Here is a 15,267-nt window from a genome sequence, read left to right as displayed (position 1 = left end):
GGCCGTGGCCGCGGCGGCTCCGCCGCGGGACGCCGCCAGCGCGCGCGATGCCCATGCGCAGGGGCCGCAGGTGGTATTTGTCGAATCCGACGTGGCCAATTACCGGAGCCTGATCGCCCAGCTGCCGTCCAATTACCAGGTGGTGATCCTGGACAGCGGCAAGGACGGCCTGGCGCAGATCGCGCAGTGGGCGCAAACCCATCACGGCTACAGCGCCATCCACATCATCTCCCACGGCCAGGAGAACGACTTGCAGCTTGGCACCGCCGAGTTGACCGCCGCCAATGTCGGCAGCCGCCAGGCCGAGCTGGCGGCGATTGGCCAGGCGCTGCGCCCCGGCGGCGACATCCTGCTGTACGGCTGCGATGTGGCCGAGGGCAGCGACGGCGCGGCCTTGGTCAACGCCATCGCGCGGGAAAGCGGCCGGGTGACGGCTGGCTCCACCGACCCCACCGGCGCAGCCAGCCTGGGCGGCGACTGGACGCTGGAGTACAGCACCGGCCTGCTGCACGCGGCAGCGCTGGATCTGCCCGGCTACAACGGCCTGCTGACCCGTCCCACCTCCGGCACCACCGCCTTCGACACGCTGGACGGCTCCACCACCGTCATCCCCACCGGGCAGACTTCGCTGACCGTGAGCAACTTCCTCGGCTGGAATTTCACGATGCAGATGAATTCCGCCAGCGATGGCCAGAACGAGATGATCATCGTCGAGAAGGACGGCTCCAGTTCGGTGGAAACGGTGGACGCGCTTAGCGACGGCAGCAAGCAGATCACCTATTTCTCGGTCAAGCCCAACGACAGCAGCCTGTTCACGCTCAACTCCATCAGCGTGGTGCTGGATGGCTACAACTCCAGTTTTTCCGGCGGCACGCTGGTGTTGCAGGGCTATTTGAACGGCTCGCTGGTGAGCGGCGCCACGTTGAGCCAGAGCGTCTCCGACATTGACAACAGCGGCTCGGTGGTGACTTTCAATGTGTCCGGTAATAGCAATTTCCAGGGCATAGACTCGTTCCGGGTCGTGCCCTCCACCGGCAACAACGTCACCGGCCTGATCGGCATCGGCGCCATCAACGCCACCAACTTCCACTTCCCCGGGCCGACGCTGACCACTAGCGGCGGCAGCAGCGCCTATAGCTCCGGCACCGGCAGCGCGGTGGCGGTGGACAGCGGCGTCACGCTGAGCGATACCGCCGCCTCGACGCAGACCAGCGCCACGGTGTCGATCACCGGCAACTTCCACAGCGGCGAGGACGTGCTGGCGTTCACCAACAACGGCAGCACCATGGGCAACATCAGCGCCAGCTACAACAGTGGCACCGGCGTGCTGACGCTAACCTCCAGCGGCTCCACCGCCACCAACGCGCAATGGCAGGCCGCGCTGGAGGCGGTGACGTATCAGGACAGCTCGCTGACGCCCAATACCAGCAGCCGCACCATCAGCTTCGCCATCACCGACGCCAGCAGCAACACCAGCTCGACGGTGACCAAGACCGTCACCGTGGCCGCCGATGCGGCGCCGGTGATAAGCAATCTGAACGGCGACAGCAACACCTATTACGCCGGCAACGGCGCCGTGCATCTGGACACCGGCACCGCGGCCCTCGTCACCGACAGCGACACCACCAGCCTCAACGGAGGCAATGTGACGGTGCACATCTCGGCCAACGGCCAGAGCGCCGAGGACGCGCTGGGCATCGACACCAGCGGCACGGTCACCTTGTCCAGCGGCACCAGCGTCGGCAGCACGGTGTCGATCAGCGGCGTCGCCATCGGCACCATCGCCACCAATGGCGACGGCGTTAGCGGCCACGACCTGATCGTTACGCTGAACGGCAACGCCACGACAGCCCGCCTGGCCACGTTGCTACAGGCGCTGAGCTACAACAACACCGCCGCGGGCATACCCAACACTTCCACCCGCACGATACAGGTGACCGTCAACGACGGCCGCGGCGGCACCAGCAGCGCCGCCAGCGTGACGATGGCGGTCAGCGCCGCGCCGGTGCTGGCCGATGGCGGCGGCAGCGCGGCCTTCACCGCCGGCGACAATGCCGCCTCCACGCCGGTGGCGGTGGACAGCGGCATCACTGTCACTGACAACGTCAGCCCGACGCTGGCCAGCGGCACCGTGTCCATCACCGGCAACTTCCACAGCGGCGAGGACGTGCTGGCGTTCACCAACAACAACGCCACCACATACGGCAATATCAGCGCCAGCTACAACAGCGGCACCGGGGTGCTGACGCTGACGTCCAGCGGCGGCACCGCCACGCTGGCGCAGTGGCAGGCCGCCTTGCGGGCGGTCACCTACACCGACAGTGCTGTGACGCCTAACAGCGCCACCCGCACCGTCAGCTTCCAGGTGGCGGACGGCAGCAGCAATACCAGTGCGGCCTTGACGCGAACGGTGACGGTGACGCAAACCGACCAGACGCCCATCGCCACCGCCAGCGGCGGCAGCACCGCCTTCACTGCCGGCAACAACACCGCGTCGACGCCGGTGGCGGTGGACAGCGGCATCACCGTGTCCGACCTCGACAACACCACGCTGGCGAGCGCGGCTGTGTCGATCACCGGCAACTTCCAGAGCGGCGAGGATTCGCTGAGCTTCACCAACACCAGCGCGTCCACCTACGGCAACATCACCGCCAGCTACAACAGCGGCACCGGCGTGCTGTCGCTGAGCTCCAGCGGCGCGACGGCGACCATCGCCCAATGGCAGGCGGCGCTGCGCGCGGTCAAATACACCGACAGCGCGGTGACGCCCAATAGCGCCACCCGCACCATCAGCTTCGTCGTCAACGACGGCAGCAAGAACAGCGCGGCGGCGACCAAGACCGTGACAGTCGCGGATACCGACCAGACGCCCATCGTCACCGCCAGCGGCGGCAGCGCGGCCTTCACCGCCGGCAACAATGTCACCTCGACGCCGGTGGCGGTGGACAGCGGCTTTACCGTGTCCGACCTCGACAACAGCACGCTGGCCAGCGCGGCGGTGTCCATCACCGGCAACTTCCACAGCGGCGAGGATGTGCTGGCGTTCAGCAACACCAACTCCACCACCTACGGCAATATCAGCGCCAGCTACAACAGCGGCACTGGCGTGCTGACGCTGAGCTCCAGCGGCGCGACGGCCACGCTGGCGCAGTGGCAGGCGGCGTTGCGCGCCATTACCTACACCGACACGGCGATCACGCCCAACAACGCCACCCGCACCATCAGCTTTACCGTCAACGACGGCCAGCAGAACAGCGCGGCGGCGACGCGGACGGTGACGGTGGCCGACACCGATCAGACGCCGATCGCCACCGCGTCCGGCGCCAGCGGCAGCTACACCATAGGCAGTACGCCGACGCCGGTGGCGGTGGACAGCGGCATCACCGTGTCCGACCGCGACAACACCACGCTGGCCAGCGCGACGGTGTCCATCACCGGCAACTTCCATAGCAGCGAGGATGTGCTGGCCTTCACCAACACCAGCTCGTCCACCTACGGCAATATCGTCGCCAGCTACAACAGCGGCACCGGCGTGCTGACGCTGACCTCCAGCGGCGCGACGGCGACAGTGGCGCAGTGGCAGGCGGCGCTGCAAGCGGTGACATACAACGACACCGCCGGCTCGCCCAATACCGCCACCCGCACGGTCAGCTTCACGGTCAACGACGGCACCGTCAACAGCGCCACCGTCACCCGCAATATCGCCATCCAATTGCCGACGCCGACGGTGGCCGGCCTGACCGCCGGCACCGATACCGGCAGCAGCAGCTCGGACGGCATCACCGGCAACAACACGCCGACGGTGACCGGCTCCGCCGTGGCCAGCAGCACCGTCACTATCTATGTGGACGGCGTCAGCGTCGGCACCACGACCGCCGACGGCAGCGGGGCGTGGAGCTATAACTTCGTCTCCAGTCTGGCCGACGGCGGCCATGTCATTACCGCGATGGCCAGCAGCGGCGGCGTCAACAGCGGCGTGTCGTCCGGCCGCAGCATCACCATAGACACCACGGCGCCGTCCGCGCCATCCGGGCTGGCGCTGAGCGCGGCGACCGACACCGGCAGCAGCAGCTCGGACGGCAAGACCAGCAATAACCAACCTACGGTGCAGGGCACGGCCGAGGCGAACAGTACGGTCACGGTGTATGTCGACGGCACGGCGGTAGGGACCGCCACCGCGGACGGCAGCGGCGCGTGGACTTACAATCTGACCAGCAGCCTGAGCGAAGGCAGCCACAGCATCCGCGCGACGGCGACCGATGCCGCCGGCAACGCCAGCGGCCAGTCGACCGCATACAGCATCACGGTGGACACCGCCGCGCCGGCGGTGCCATCCGGGCTGGCGCTGAGCGCGGCCAGCGATACCGGGTCCAGCCACAGCGACGGCGTCACCGGCAACAATCAGCCGACGGTGCAAGGCACGGCCGAGGCGAACAGCACGGTGACGGTGTATGTCGACGGCACGGCGGTGGGCACCGCCACCGCGAACGGCAGCGGCGTGTGGAGCTACAACCTCGCCAGCCCTCTGGCGGACGGCAACCACAGCATCCGCGCGACGGCGACCGACGCCGCCGGCAACGCCAGCGGCCAGTCGACCGCATACAGCGTCACGGTGGACACCGCCGCGCCGTCCGCGCCATCCGGGCTGGCGCTGAGCGCGGCCAGCGACACCGGCTCCAGCCATAGCGACGGCATCACCGACAACAACCAGCCGACGGTGCAAGGCACGGCCGAGGCGAACAGCACGGTGACGGTGTATGTCGACGGGACGGCGGTGGGCACCGCGACTGCGAACGGCAGCGGGGTGTGGAGCTACAACCTGGCCAGCCCCTTGGCCGACGGCAATCACAGCATCCGGGCGACGGCGACCGACGCCGCCGGCAACGCCAGCGGGCAGTCGACCGCATACAACATCACGGTGGACACCGCCGCGCCGGCTGCGCCGACCGGCTTGGCACTGAGCGTGGCCAGCGATACCGGTTCCAGCCATAGCGACGGTGTCACCGACAACAACCAGCCGACGGTGCAGGGCACGGCGGAGGCGAACAGCACGGTGACGGTGTATGTCGACGGCACGGCGGTGGGCACCGCCACCGCGAATGGCAGCGGTGCGTGGAGCTACAACCTGAGCAGTCCGCTGGCCGACGGCAATCACAGCATCCGTGCGACGGCGGCTGACTCGGCCGGTAACATCAGCGGGCAATCGACGGGGTACAACATCACCGTCGACACTACGGCGCCGCCGGCGCCGACCAGCTTGGCGCTGAGCGCGGCCAGCGATACCGGTTCCAGCCATAGCGATGGCGTCACCGACAACAACCAGCCGACGGTGCAGGGCACGGCGGAGGCGAACAGCACGGTGACGGTGTATGTCGACGGAACGGCGGTGGGCACCGCCACCGCGAATGGCAGCGGCGTGTGGAGCTACAACCTCGCCAGCCCTCTGGCCGACGGCAATCACAGCATCCGTGCGACGGCGGCTGACTCGGCCGGTAACATCAGCGGGCAATCGACGGGGTACAACATCACCGTCGACACCGCCGCGCCGCAGGTCCAGACCATCAGCGCCGGAGGTCCTCTCGACACCTCCGCCAGTACGCTGTCCTATCAGGTGACGTTCAGCAAACCCGTGGCCTCCTTCACCGCGGACAACCTGAGCCTGGTCACCGGCGGCAGCGCGCACGGCACGATTTCTAGCGTCACCGCAGTCAACGCCACAACCTATACCGTCCAGCTGACCGGCGTCGGCGGCACAGGCTCGCTGTCGTTGGCGATCAAGAGCGGAACGGTCAGCGACAAGGCCGGCAATCTGTTGACCGGACAGGCAACCGCACCGTCGTACCATGTCAGCGCCCAGGCGCCGACAACGGTTGTAACGCCGGTGCCGACAGTCGTTCCGACGCCTCCCGCCGTAGCCGCCAACACCATCCAGCTGCCGACGATCACGCCCAATATCGTGCTGGCGGCGGTGGGAGGCACGCCGACGGTAGCCACCGGCAACGAGCATGCCGACAATGCGGCGCAGAATCTATTGTCTGACGCCGCGCGCGCCAACGCGCCGTCTTTGAGCGTCAATGGTTTGGACAATATCAATGGCAGCGCGCCTTCCTTCGTCAGCAACACTGCCGGCAATCCAACCATCGCCCTGCAGGTGAATCCGGATCTGGGCGTGAGACCCGTGGCCGCGGGGCAGTCGTTCACCATCGTGCTGCCGCCGGCCACCATCATCAGCCGCGAGTCCTCGGCCAACCTCAGCATCGTGGCGCGGCAGAGCAATGGCCAGCCCCTGCCGGCCTGGCTGAAGTTTGACCCGGCGACGGGCCGTTTCTCCGGGCAGGCGCCGGCGGGATGGAACAAGCCGGTTTCGATAGACATCCGGGTGCAGGACAAGACCGGTCATCATGGCAACAGCCACATCCAGCTGAATTTCGGCAAACGGCAAGCGACGACGCAGGCGCGCAAGGCGACGCCGGATGCTGGAAAGCTGGCGCTCAACCGGCAGTTCGACAACCACGGCCAACGCGGCTTCCTGCAGCGGCTGGCGGCGCTTCTGGGGGATGACAAGCAGGGCTAGCTTCGCCGCTGCGGGCGAGGTTGCGGCAAGCAGACAGCGATAAAGATGGCCTGGGTAAACCGACAATGCTCTAAAGGGGGCAGCGACATGCAATTCGATTATCAGGCAAGGCCGCGCTCGCGCGGACTCCGGTTGGCTCCGCTGGCGTGCGCGCTGGCGCTGGCCGGGTGCGCGGTAACGCCGCAACCGTTGAGCCTGGCCGAGCGCCAGTCCCAGCTCCGCGCCGACCGGCTGACGATGTTCGGCAGCCAGGAGGCTGTCAGCGCGCCGGTGACGCTGCAGGAGGCGATGGCGCGGGCGCTTAAGTACAACCTGGACTACCGGGTGAAGCTGATGGAGGAGGCGATGGCGCAGCGGCAGCTGGACCTGTCCAGCCTGGACATGCTGCCCAAGCTGGCGCTGGCCGCCGGCTACACCACCCGCAGCAAGGACAATGCGTCGTCGTCGCAGAATGTCGCCACCGGCGAGCAATCGCTGGTGCCGTCCATCTCCTCCGAGAAGCGCGACCGCACCGCCGATCTGAACCTGAGCTGGAACGTGCTGGATTTCGGCGTCAGCTACTACTCGGCCCAGCAGCAGGCGGATCGGGTACTGATTTTGGAGCAACGCAAGCGCAAAGTGGCTCAACAACTGATGCAGCAGGTGCGCGAGGCGTGGTGGCAGGCGGCCGGCGCCCAACAGCTGCAGGGGCGGGTCGATGCCTTGTTGAAAGACGCGCAGTCCGCGCTGGAGGATGCGCGCCAAGTGGAGAAGCAGAAGCTGCGCTCGCCGCTGGACGCGCTCAATTACCGCCGCCAGTTGCTGGATGTGATCCGCCAGATGAGCGCGGTGCGCAACGCGCTGTCGCAGGCCAAGCCTCGATTGGCCGCGATCATGAATGTGTCGCCGGGCCAGGATTTCCAGGTGGCGACGCCGTCCGGCATGCCGGTGCCGACCTTGGGCATGGATGTCGGCCGGATGGAAGAGATGGCCTTGCTGAACCGGCCGGAAGTGGTCGAAGCGCAATACAGCAGCCGCATCAGCGCGCTGGAAACCCGCAAGGCCATGGCCAAGCTGCTGCCCGGGCTGGAATTCAGCGTCGGCCAGCACTACGACAGCAACAAGTTCCTGGTCAACAACTCCTGGAGCGACGCCGGGCTGCGCATCAGCTGGAACCTGCTCAACCTGTTCAGCGCCGGGCCGATCACCCGGGCTGCCGACGCCCAGAAGCAGGTCACCGAGTCGCAGCGGCTGGCGCTGAACATGGCGGTGTTGACCCAGGTGCACGTCGCCTATCTGGATTTCCAGGGCAAGTCGCGGCAGTACGAACTGGAGCATGAGCTCAGCGGCGTCGACCAGGCGATCTACCAACAGACCCGCAACGCGGTGGAGAGCGGTGCGTCGGCGCGGCTGCAGGGCATACTCGCCGACGCCAACGCGGTGTTTTCATCGCTGCGGCTGTATCAGTCCTACGGCGATCTGCAGAACGCCTACGGCCTGATGGGCGCCAGTCTGGGCCTGGATCCGCTGCCATCCACCACCAAGGGCTACGACCTGGCCTCGTTGAGCCAGGCGTTGCAAGGCGCGGAAAGCCAGTGGCAGGGAACGGTTGCGGGGAGCAAGCAATGAGGCTGGCCTGGGTCGTGATGGCCATGTCGATGGCCGCGCAGGCCGCGCCGTCGGCCACTGCCGCCGACGGGCGGATACGCGTGCAGCTGATGTCGCGCCACGCCGTCACGCTGTCCAGCGAGATCCCGGCCAAGATATCGGCGATGCCGGTGGTGGAGGGCGGCGGCTTCCGCCGCGGCCAGCCGCTGGTTGAGTTCGATTGCAGCAGCTACCGCGCCCAGCTGCGCAAGGCCCAGGCCTCGCTGGAGGCTGCCAGCCAGCTGTTGAAAGTGAACAACCAACTGGCCAAGTACAACTCGGTCGGCACGCTGGAGCTTACCCAGGCCCAGGGTAAGGCGAAGGAGGCGGCCGCCGACGCCAGCTACGCGCAGACGCTGGTGTCCAAGTGCAGCATCGCCGCGCCTTTCGACGGCAGGGTGGCCAAACGCAGCGCGGCGGTGCACCAGTACGTGAATCCGGGCAATCCCATCCTGGACATCGTCGACTCCGACTCGCTGGAGCTGCGCATGTTGGTGCCGTCCAAGTGGCTGGCGACGCTGAAGCCGGGCAGCCGCTTCACCGTGGCGGTGGACGAACTGGGCGCTAGCTTCCCCGCGCGCATCGAGCGGCTGGGCGCGCAGATCGACCCGGTCAGCCAGACAATACTGGCGATCGGCGTGATAGACGGCAAAGCCGCCAACCTGCTGCCCGGCATGAGCGGCTGGGCCAGCTTCAAGTAGCCGCCATGGGCCACGCCGACCGCAGCCGGGAACTGGCCACGCTGCTGCAGCTGCTGCATCGCGCCCGCGAGGCCGATGACGCCGAGCGCCTGGGTTTCGTCATGGTCAACGAGACCCAGCACCTGCTGCCTTACCGCCAGGCGGCGTTTTGGCGCGAGGGACTGCGCGCCCATGTCGCCGTCTTGTCCGGCTTGGCCGAACCGGACCCCACCGCGCCTTATCTGCAATGGCTGTCCGCCTTGTTCCGCCATCTGGCGAAAGGGGACGCCGACCGGCTCAGCCAGTGCTGCGACGCGTCCAGCCTGCCCGAGGCCCTGGCCGAGGAATGGGCGCACTGGCTGCCGGAGCATGGGCTGTGGCTGAGGCTGGATGGGCACGGCGCGCTGCTGCTGGCCCGTGATCTGCCGTGGAGCGAGTACGAGGTGCAGCTGGCCGAGGAGCTGTCGCACGGCTATGGCCATGCTTTGCGCCAGTACGCGCCGCGGCGCGATTGGAGGGCGCTGGCCAAGGCGTGGCTGAGCGAGGGGCCGCGCCGCAAGCGCCTGCTGATCGCCGCGCTGCTGATCGTCTGCTTTCCGGTGCGGCTGAGCGTGCTGGCCCGCGCCGAGGTGGTGCCCAGCGATCCGATATTGTTGCGCGCGCCGGTGTCCGGGGTGATAGACAAGGTGGCGGTGTTGCCCAATCAGCCGGTCAAACGCGGCGCGGCGCTGTTCGATCTGGACGCCACAGTGCTGTCCAGCCAGCTGGCGCTGGCGCGCGAGGAGGCCAGCGCGGCGGAGGAAAGCTTCCGCGCCAGCGCCCAACTGGCGTTGACCGACGACAAGGGCAAGCTCGCCCTGGCGCAGGACAGGGCTAAGCTGGAGGAAAAGGACATCAGCGCCGATTTCGCCGGGCGGGAGTTGAAGCGCCTGCATGTCACCGCGCCCGCCGACGGCGTAGTGGTGTTTTCCGACAGGAACGACTGGCAAGGCAAGGCGGTGGCCCAGGGCGAGAAGGTGATGACGCTGGCCGACCCGGCCAAGGTGGAATTGGCCGCCTGGCTGCCGGCAGCGGAAGCGATCGACCTGGAGCCGGGCGGCAAGGTGACGCTGTATCCGAACGCCACGCCGTTCCAGTCGTACGAGGCCACTCTGCTGCGGGTGGCTTACAAAGCCGAGGCCGGCGAGGGCAATTTGCTGGCTTATCGGCTGCAGGCCCGCTTCGCCGCTGGCCAGCGGCTGCCGCTGCTGGGGCAGATGGGCACCGCCCGGGTATACGGCGATTGGGTGCCTCTCGCATATTACGCGCTGCGCCGGCCGCTGACCGCCGCGCGGCAATGGCTGGGCTGGTAGCGTGGCCGCCCGCGCGCTGCCGCCGCTGCGTCAAGAGCTGACGCTGCACGCCGGCCCCGATCTGGCCGACGGTTCGCCCAGCTGGATGCTGCACGACCCGGCTGCCAACCGCTACTACCAGCTGGGCTGGGCCAGCTTCGAAATGCTGTCGCGCTGGCCGCTGGGCAGCGGCGCGGCGGTGCTGGAGTCGGTCAACGCCGAAACCACGCTGCGCCTGGGCGAGGACGATCTGGCCGAGCTGCTGCGTTTTCTGCTGCATCATCAATTGCTGCAGGCGGCGGACAGCGACTGGCTGTGGCGCGTCCATCAAGCCGGTAAGCCCAGCCATGCGATGTGGCTGCTGAAGAACTACCTGTTCTTCCGCATCCCCCTGGTCAGGCCGGAAGCCTGGCTCAATCGTTTGCTGCCTTGGTGTGGATGGCTTTTTCGGCCGGTGTTCTGGTGGGCGATGGCCGGCGTCGCGCTGCTGGGATTGGCCCTGGCTTCGCGTCGCTGGGACGAGTTCACCCATACGTTTGCTGGTTACGGCGGCTGGACGGCGGCGCTGGGTATCGCGGCGTCGCTGAGCTTGGCCAAGATGTCCCATGAATTGGGCCATGCGCTGACCGCCCGCCATTTTGGCTGCCGGGTGCCGGCGATGGGCGTGGCCTTCCTGGTGATGGTGCCGGTGTTGTACACCGACACCAACGACGCCTGGAAGCTGCCTTCGCGCCGCCAGCGGCTGTTGATCGGCGCCGCTGGCATGCTGACCGAGCTGACGTTGGCGGCCTGGGCCACGCTGGCTTGGTGCGTGCTGCCGGAGGGGCCGCTGCGCGCTGGCGTGTTTCTGCTGGCCACCACCACCTGGCTGGCCACCCTGGCCATCAACTCCAGCCCCTTCATGCGCTTCGATGGCTATTTCCTGTTGTCTGATTGGCTGGGCGTGCCCAATCTGCACGGTCGCTCCTTCGCGCTGGCGCGCTGGCAGCTGCGGCGCTGGCTGCTGGGGCTGGACGATCCGGTTCCCGAACGCTTTCCGCCGGCCCGCCATCGCGGCCTGATCCTGTTTGCCTGGGCCACATGGCTGTACCGCCTGGTGTTGTTCACTTCGATCGCGCTGCTGGTCTACCACATGTTCTTCAAGACGCTGGGCCTGCTGCTGCTGTTCGTCGAACTGGGATGGTTCATCGCCAGACCCATCGTTGGCGAGGTGTCTGCATGGTGGCGCCGCCGCGCCGATCTGCGCTGGCGGACGGAGACCCGGCGCAGCGCGGCGCTGCTGGCCCTGTCGCTGCTGTTTTTGATCTTGCCGTGGCAGAACGAGCTGTCTAGTCCGGCGGTGATGGGGGCGGCTCAATCCCAGGGGCTGTACGCGCCGGAAGCTGCCGTGGTGTCCGGCGTGAGCGCACGCGAAGGGCAACGGGTGAGGGCGGGGCAGGTGCTGGCGCGGTTGGCTTCGCCCCAACTCGACCAGCGGCTGGCCTTGGCCCGGGTGGTGGAAGCGGATCTGGCCTGGCAGGTCGCGCAGCAGTCTTTCAACAGCGAGCTGCAGAGCAAGGGCACCGCCTTGCAACAGCAGTGGCAGGCGGCGCGGCAGCAGGTGGCGGGCTTGCAGAGCCAGCGGGACCGGCTGGCTCTGACGGCGCCCTTCGCCGGCCGGGTGGCCGATGTGAGCGAGGCTTTGAGGCGAGGCACCGTGGTGACCCAGGGCGAGCGTTTGCTGCAGGTGGTCGGCGCCGATGGAGTGAGGGGCGAGGCCTATGTCGACGAGGACGGCCTGGCGGGTCTGCGGCGCGGCGATGCCGCCCGTTTCGTGCCGGACAGCGGCGAGACCTGGGCCATAGCCTGCCGGCTGGGGCCGATAGACCGCTTGAACCAGGCGGCGCTGGAGCAGCCGTTGCTGGCGTCGGTGTATGGCGGGCCGATTCCGGTCGAGTTGAGAGACCATGACCTGGTGCCCTTGCGCGCGATTTTCCGGGTCCGGCTTGAGGACTGCGACCGGCGGGCTCCGCCGCTGCGGGAAATGCCCGGCTGGGCGCGTCTGAGCGGCGAGCGCTACAGCCTGCTGCTGCTGGGCTGGCGACGGCTGGCTGCTGTGCTGGAGCGCGAGGCGGGGCTGTAGCGGCTCTGCAGGAGCGGCGCGCGCAGGATTACGATTTCCATGAACAGGCAAGGAGACATGCGTGTCTGCCGAACTTCATTTTTCCTCGTTGTGCCCATCCTTGTCGCTGCGCCCTGCGCGTCAGGCCGACGCGCCTTGCATCGACCGCATTTATCGCAGCGCGCGGCCCGACTTGCAGTGGATAAGCGGCGACGCCGAATTGATCGACATGGTGCAGCGCCAGCAACTGCAGGTGCTGCAGCAGGGGACGGGGCAAAATTACCCGAACGCCATGCATTTCATCGTGGAAAAGGCCGGCGGCGCGGTTGGCGCGGTGATGGTCGACTTCGGGCCCAACGAAGTGCGCATCATCTTTTTGGCCATGCTGCCGGAAGCGCGCGGCCAGGGTTACGGCAAGGCTGTGCTGCAAGGGCTGCAGCAGGCGGCGAAGCAGGTGGGCGCGCCGCTGGCCGCCGTAGTCTGGCACAACAACGGCGAGGCGCGCCGGGTCTACCAGGCGCTGGGTTTCGTGCTGGAAGAGGCCGGCGCGATGGCCGACAAGCTGGTGTGGCATCCGAATGGCCGGGCCATCATGGCCGGCGCGGTCTGAGGCCGCCAGCCGGTCCAGGCTGGCGAAGAGGCGCTAATTGAAAGGCAGTTGGAAATAGCAGTAGCGCCGGTCGCGGCCCATCGCGCCGGTGCGGCTGATCCATACATTGTCCAGAGTGCGCGCCGGCAGCTCCCCGGCCGCCGGCAATTGCAGCTGGCCGACGGCGTCGACCAACTCGGTGGCCGCGGTGGCCACCAGCTCGACCACGAACGGCGTGCGTTCGCTTCCCTCCCGTCCCGGCACTTGGGACAGAGGTTTTTGCCGTATCGATTGCACCTGCAGCTCCAATTCCGGCCACGGCGCCGCGCGAAAGCGGCAGCATTGTCCCAGAAGCGGCGCGAAATCCTCGCTGCTCAGCGTGTCCAGCATGGCATTCCCCCTTGCATGGCAGGACCGGCGGAAGCGATCCGCTCCGCCGGCGGGTTTGTGTTTATTGTCGAGTCGGGAACAAGCCCTGGACTGCGATGCAGAAGTTCAGCGCCAGAAAGGGATTGAGCACGCTGACCGGGGTGGTGCCGCCGGCCACGTCGGTGTTGCCGCTCAAGCCCAGGCCCTTGACGGTGACCGGACTCTCCAGCTGCGCGTTCCAGATGGTGGCGAGGCCGGTGCCGCCGCCGGATGCGCCCAGGTAGGGATTGTTGGTGCTGGGCGAGCTGGCGGGGGGATTGGGATTGGCCACGGTGGAGGCCTGGAAGCTGACGCTGACCGCCGAAGTGCCATGGGCGTGCAGCGGCATATTGGAAGTCAGCAGCGCCACCGTCTGTTGACCGCCGAAGTTGCCGATCGCGTAGGACGGCAGATTGTAGGTGGGTTGCGCCGGGCCGATGCTGATCGGCATCCGGCCACACAAATTGGGCAGTTGGAAGTTGGTGCTGCCGTTGCCGCCGTAATGGTTGCCGATGACGGCGAACAGCGCCTGGTTTTGCGAGACTTGCAGCGTCTGGCCCTGGCATTGCGCCCAGTCGACCGGGGGGTAGTCAAAGGCAAAGGGGATAATGCTGCCGATATAAGCTTCCACGTTCGCTCCTTCGTCAGATGATCCCGTCGGCGGGGTGCCGGCAGGGGGAAAAACCCATCCGTTGACATAGGTTTAGTCCATGGGGTTTTAAATTCAATCGACATTGCCCGTTGTTTTGCCAAGTAGTTTTACCTAGGAACCAGAGGCCGGGCAGGCGGCGGGATGCTGGCCATGGCCGGAGGGCCGCAGAGCCGGAGGAAACATGTCGCAGTGGGTGGCCTGGGTGGCCGGCGTCGTCGCTTGCGCGTTCCTGCCGGCGCTGCCCGGCCCGTGGGGGATGGGCTTGGCGGCGAGTGTGGCCGCCGCCGTCGTTGTGGGATGCCGCGGGCGGCCATGGCTGCGGCAGGCGGCTGTCTGCGCGCTGGTCTTGCTGTTGGGACTGGGGTATGCCGCCCTGCGCGCGCAGTGGCGGCTGGAGCAGTCGCTGCCGCCGGCGTGGTGGCAGAAACCGGTCGAGCTGGTCGCCACCGTCCGGGGCTTGCCCGATCCCGGCGAATACGGCGTCCGGCTGACGCTGGAGGTGGAGAAGACGCTGACGCCGGGCGTCGCGCTGCCGGAGCGGGTGCAGCTGCACGACTACCAGCGGCGTGACTGGACGCCGGGCAGCCGTTGGCAGTTGAGCGCGCGTTTCAAGCCGCGGCGAGGCAGCGCCAATGCCTTCGGCTTCGACGCCGAGCGCTGGCTCTGGTCTGAGGGGCTGCTCGCCAGCGGATCGGCGGGCAAGCCGCGCCAACGGCTGCCGGACCGCAACGATCTGATGGCCTGGGTGGACCGTTGGCGGGGCGCCCAAGTGGCGCGCATCGAGCGTGCGCTGGGCGCCGGGCGGGAATCGGCGCTGGTGGCGGCCTTGACCGTGGGCGCGCAGCAGCGCATCGCCAGGGAGGATTGGCAGCTGTTCGCCGCCACCGGGCTGACTCATATCGTTTCGGTGTCCGGTCTGCACATCACGATGCTGGCGGCGCTGGTCGCCTGGATGGGCACCCGCTTGGTGCGGAGAGTGCCTGGGCTGCGGGCGCCCCGAGTGGCGACGGCGATGCTGGCGCTGTCGGCGGCGGCGTTGTATTCGCTGTTGGCGGGCTTCACCGTGCCGACCCAGCGCACGCTGTTCATGCTGGCGACAGGCAGCGCCTGCCTGCTGTGGCGGCGTCAGCTGTCGCCGTTCCAGGCGTGGTGGCTGGCTCTGACGCTGGTATTGCTGCTGGACCCGTTCGCGGCGCTGACGCCGGGGTTATGGCTGTCTTTCGGCTTGGTGGCGGCGTTGATGCTCAGCTCGCTGGCGCGGCGGCAGCCTCCCGTCGGCTGGCGGGCCGCGGCGTCGGGGCAGTGG

At 67.6% G+C, this 15,267-nt stretch carries 9 protein-coding genes; 7 read left to right on the top strand and 2 right to left on the bottom strand.

Features of this window, described 5'->3' with window-relative positions:
- Positions 1-70 precede the first annotated feature (70 nt).
- The 6 genes from LQR33_RS21870 to LQR33_RS21845 all read left to right on the top strand — a co-directional run bounded on the left by LQR33_RS21870 (position 71) and on the right by LQR33_RS21845 (position 12,922).
- Positions 71-6,574 (top strand): Ig-like domain-containing protein, encoded by a 6,504-nt coding sequence (locus LQR33_RS21870; RefSeq protein ID WP_231470408.1) that lies wholly within the window; start codon positions 71-73, stop codon positions 6,572-6,574.
- An 87-nt stretch (positions 6,575-6,661) separates the two neighbouring features.
- Positions 6,662-8,182: a TolC family protein gene (locus LQR33_RS21865; RefSeq protein WP_231470405.1), complete on the top strand. Its 1,521-nt coding sequence runs from the start codon at positions 6,662-6,664 to the stop codon at positions 8,180-8,182.
- On the top strand, positions 8,179-8,901 hold the full coding sequence (locus tag LQR33_RS21860; RefSeq protein WP_166440962.1) for an efflux RND transporter periplasmic adaptor subunit: 723 nt from the start codon (positions 8,179-8,181) through the stop codon (positions 8,899-8,901). The genes LQR33_RS21865 and LQR33_RS21860 overlap by 4 nt, the downstream gene beginning before the upstream one ends.
- A gap of 5 nt (positions 8,902-8,906) precedes the next feature.
- Positions 8,907-10,232: an efflux RND transporter periplasmic adaptor subunit gene (locus tag LQR33_RS21855; RefSeq protein ID WP_231470403.1), complete on the top strand. Its 1,326-nt coding sequence runs from the start codon at positions 8,907-8,909 to the stop codon at positions 10,230-10,232.
- A 1-nt stretch (position 10,233) separates the two neighbouring features.
- Entirely contained in the window at positions 10,234-12,333 is a 2,100-nt protein-coding gene (locus tag LQR33_RS21850; protein ID WP_231470402.1) for an HlyD family efflux transporter periplasmic adaptor subunit, read from the top strand.
- A 61-nt stretch (positions 12,334-12,394) separates the two neighbouring features.
- Complete coding sequence (locus LQR33_RS21845) at positions 12,395-12,922, top strand: GNAT family N-acetyltransferase (protein ID WP_231470400.1); 528 nt, start codon at positions 12,395-12,397, stop codon at positions 12,920-12,922.
- Positions 12,923-12,955: 33 nt separating this feature from the next.
- On the opposite strand, the gene LQR33_RS21840 is transcribed toward LQR33_RS21845, so the two are convergent.
- Together LQR33_RS21840 and LQR33_RS21835 are read right to left on the bottom strand one after the other, a co-directional pair.
- Positions 12,956-13,291 carry a DUF6916 family protein gene (locus tag LQR33_RS21840; RefSeq protein ID WP_231470399.1) on the bottom strand — a complete coding sequence of 112 codons (336 nt, stop codon included), beginning with the start codon at positions 13,289-13,291 and terminating at the stop codon, positions 12,956-12,958.
- Between the two features lie 61 nt (positions 13,292-13,352).
- Positions 13,353-13,940, bottom strand: coding sequence for a phage tail protein (locus LQR33_RS21835; protein WP_021479124.1), 588 nt, complete (start codon positions 13,938-13,940; stop codon positions 13,353-13,355).
- A 202-nt stretch (positions 13,941-14,142) separates the two neighbouring features.
- Here LQR33_RS21835 and LQR33_RS21830 point away from each other — a divergent pair.
- On the top strand, positions 14,143-15,267 hold a 1,125-nt coding region (locus LQR33_RS21830; protein WP_231470398.1), incomplete at its 3' end, for a ComEC/Rec2 family competence protein.

This window comes from Chromobacterium piscinae (assembly GCF_021129175.1).
Taxonomy (GTDB): domain Bacteria; phylum Pseudomonadota; class Gammaproteobacteria; order Burkholderiales; family Chromobacteriaceae; genus Chromobacterium; species Chromobacterium piscinae.
The sequence above is the reverse complement of the archived record's forward strand: the minus strand, read 5'-3'. Positions and strand labels throughout refer to the sequence as shown.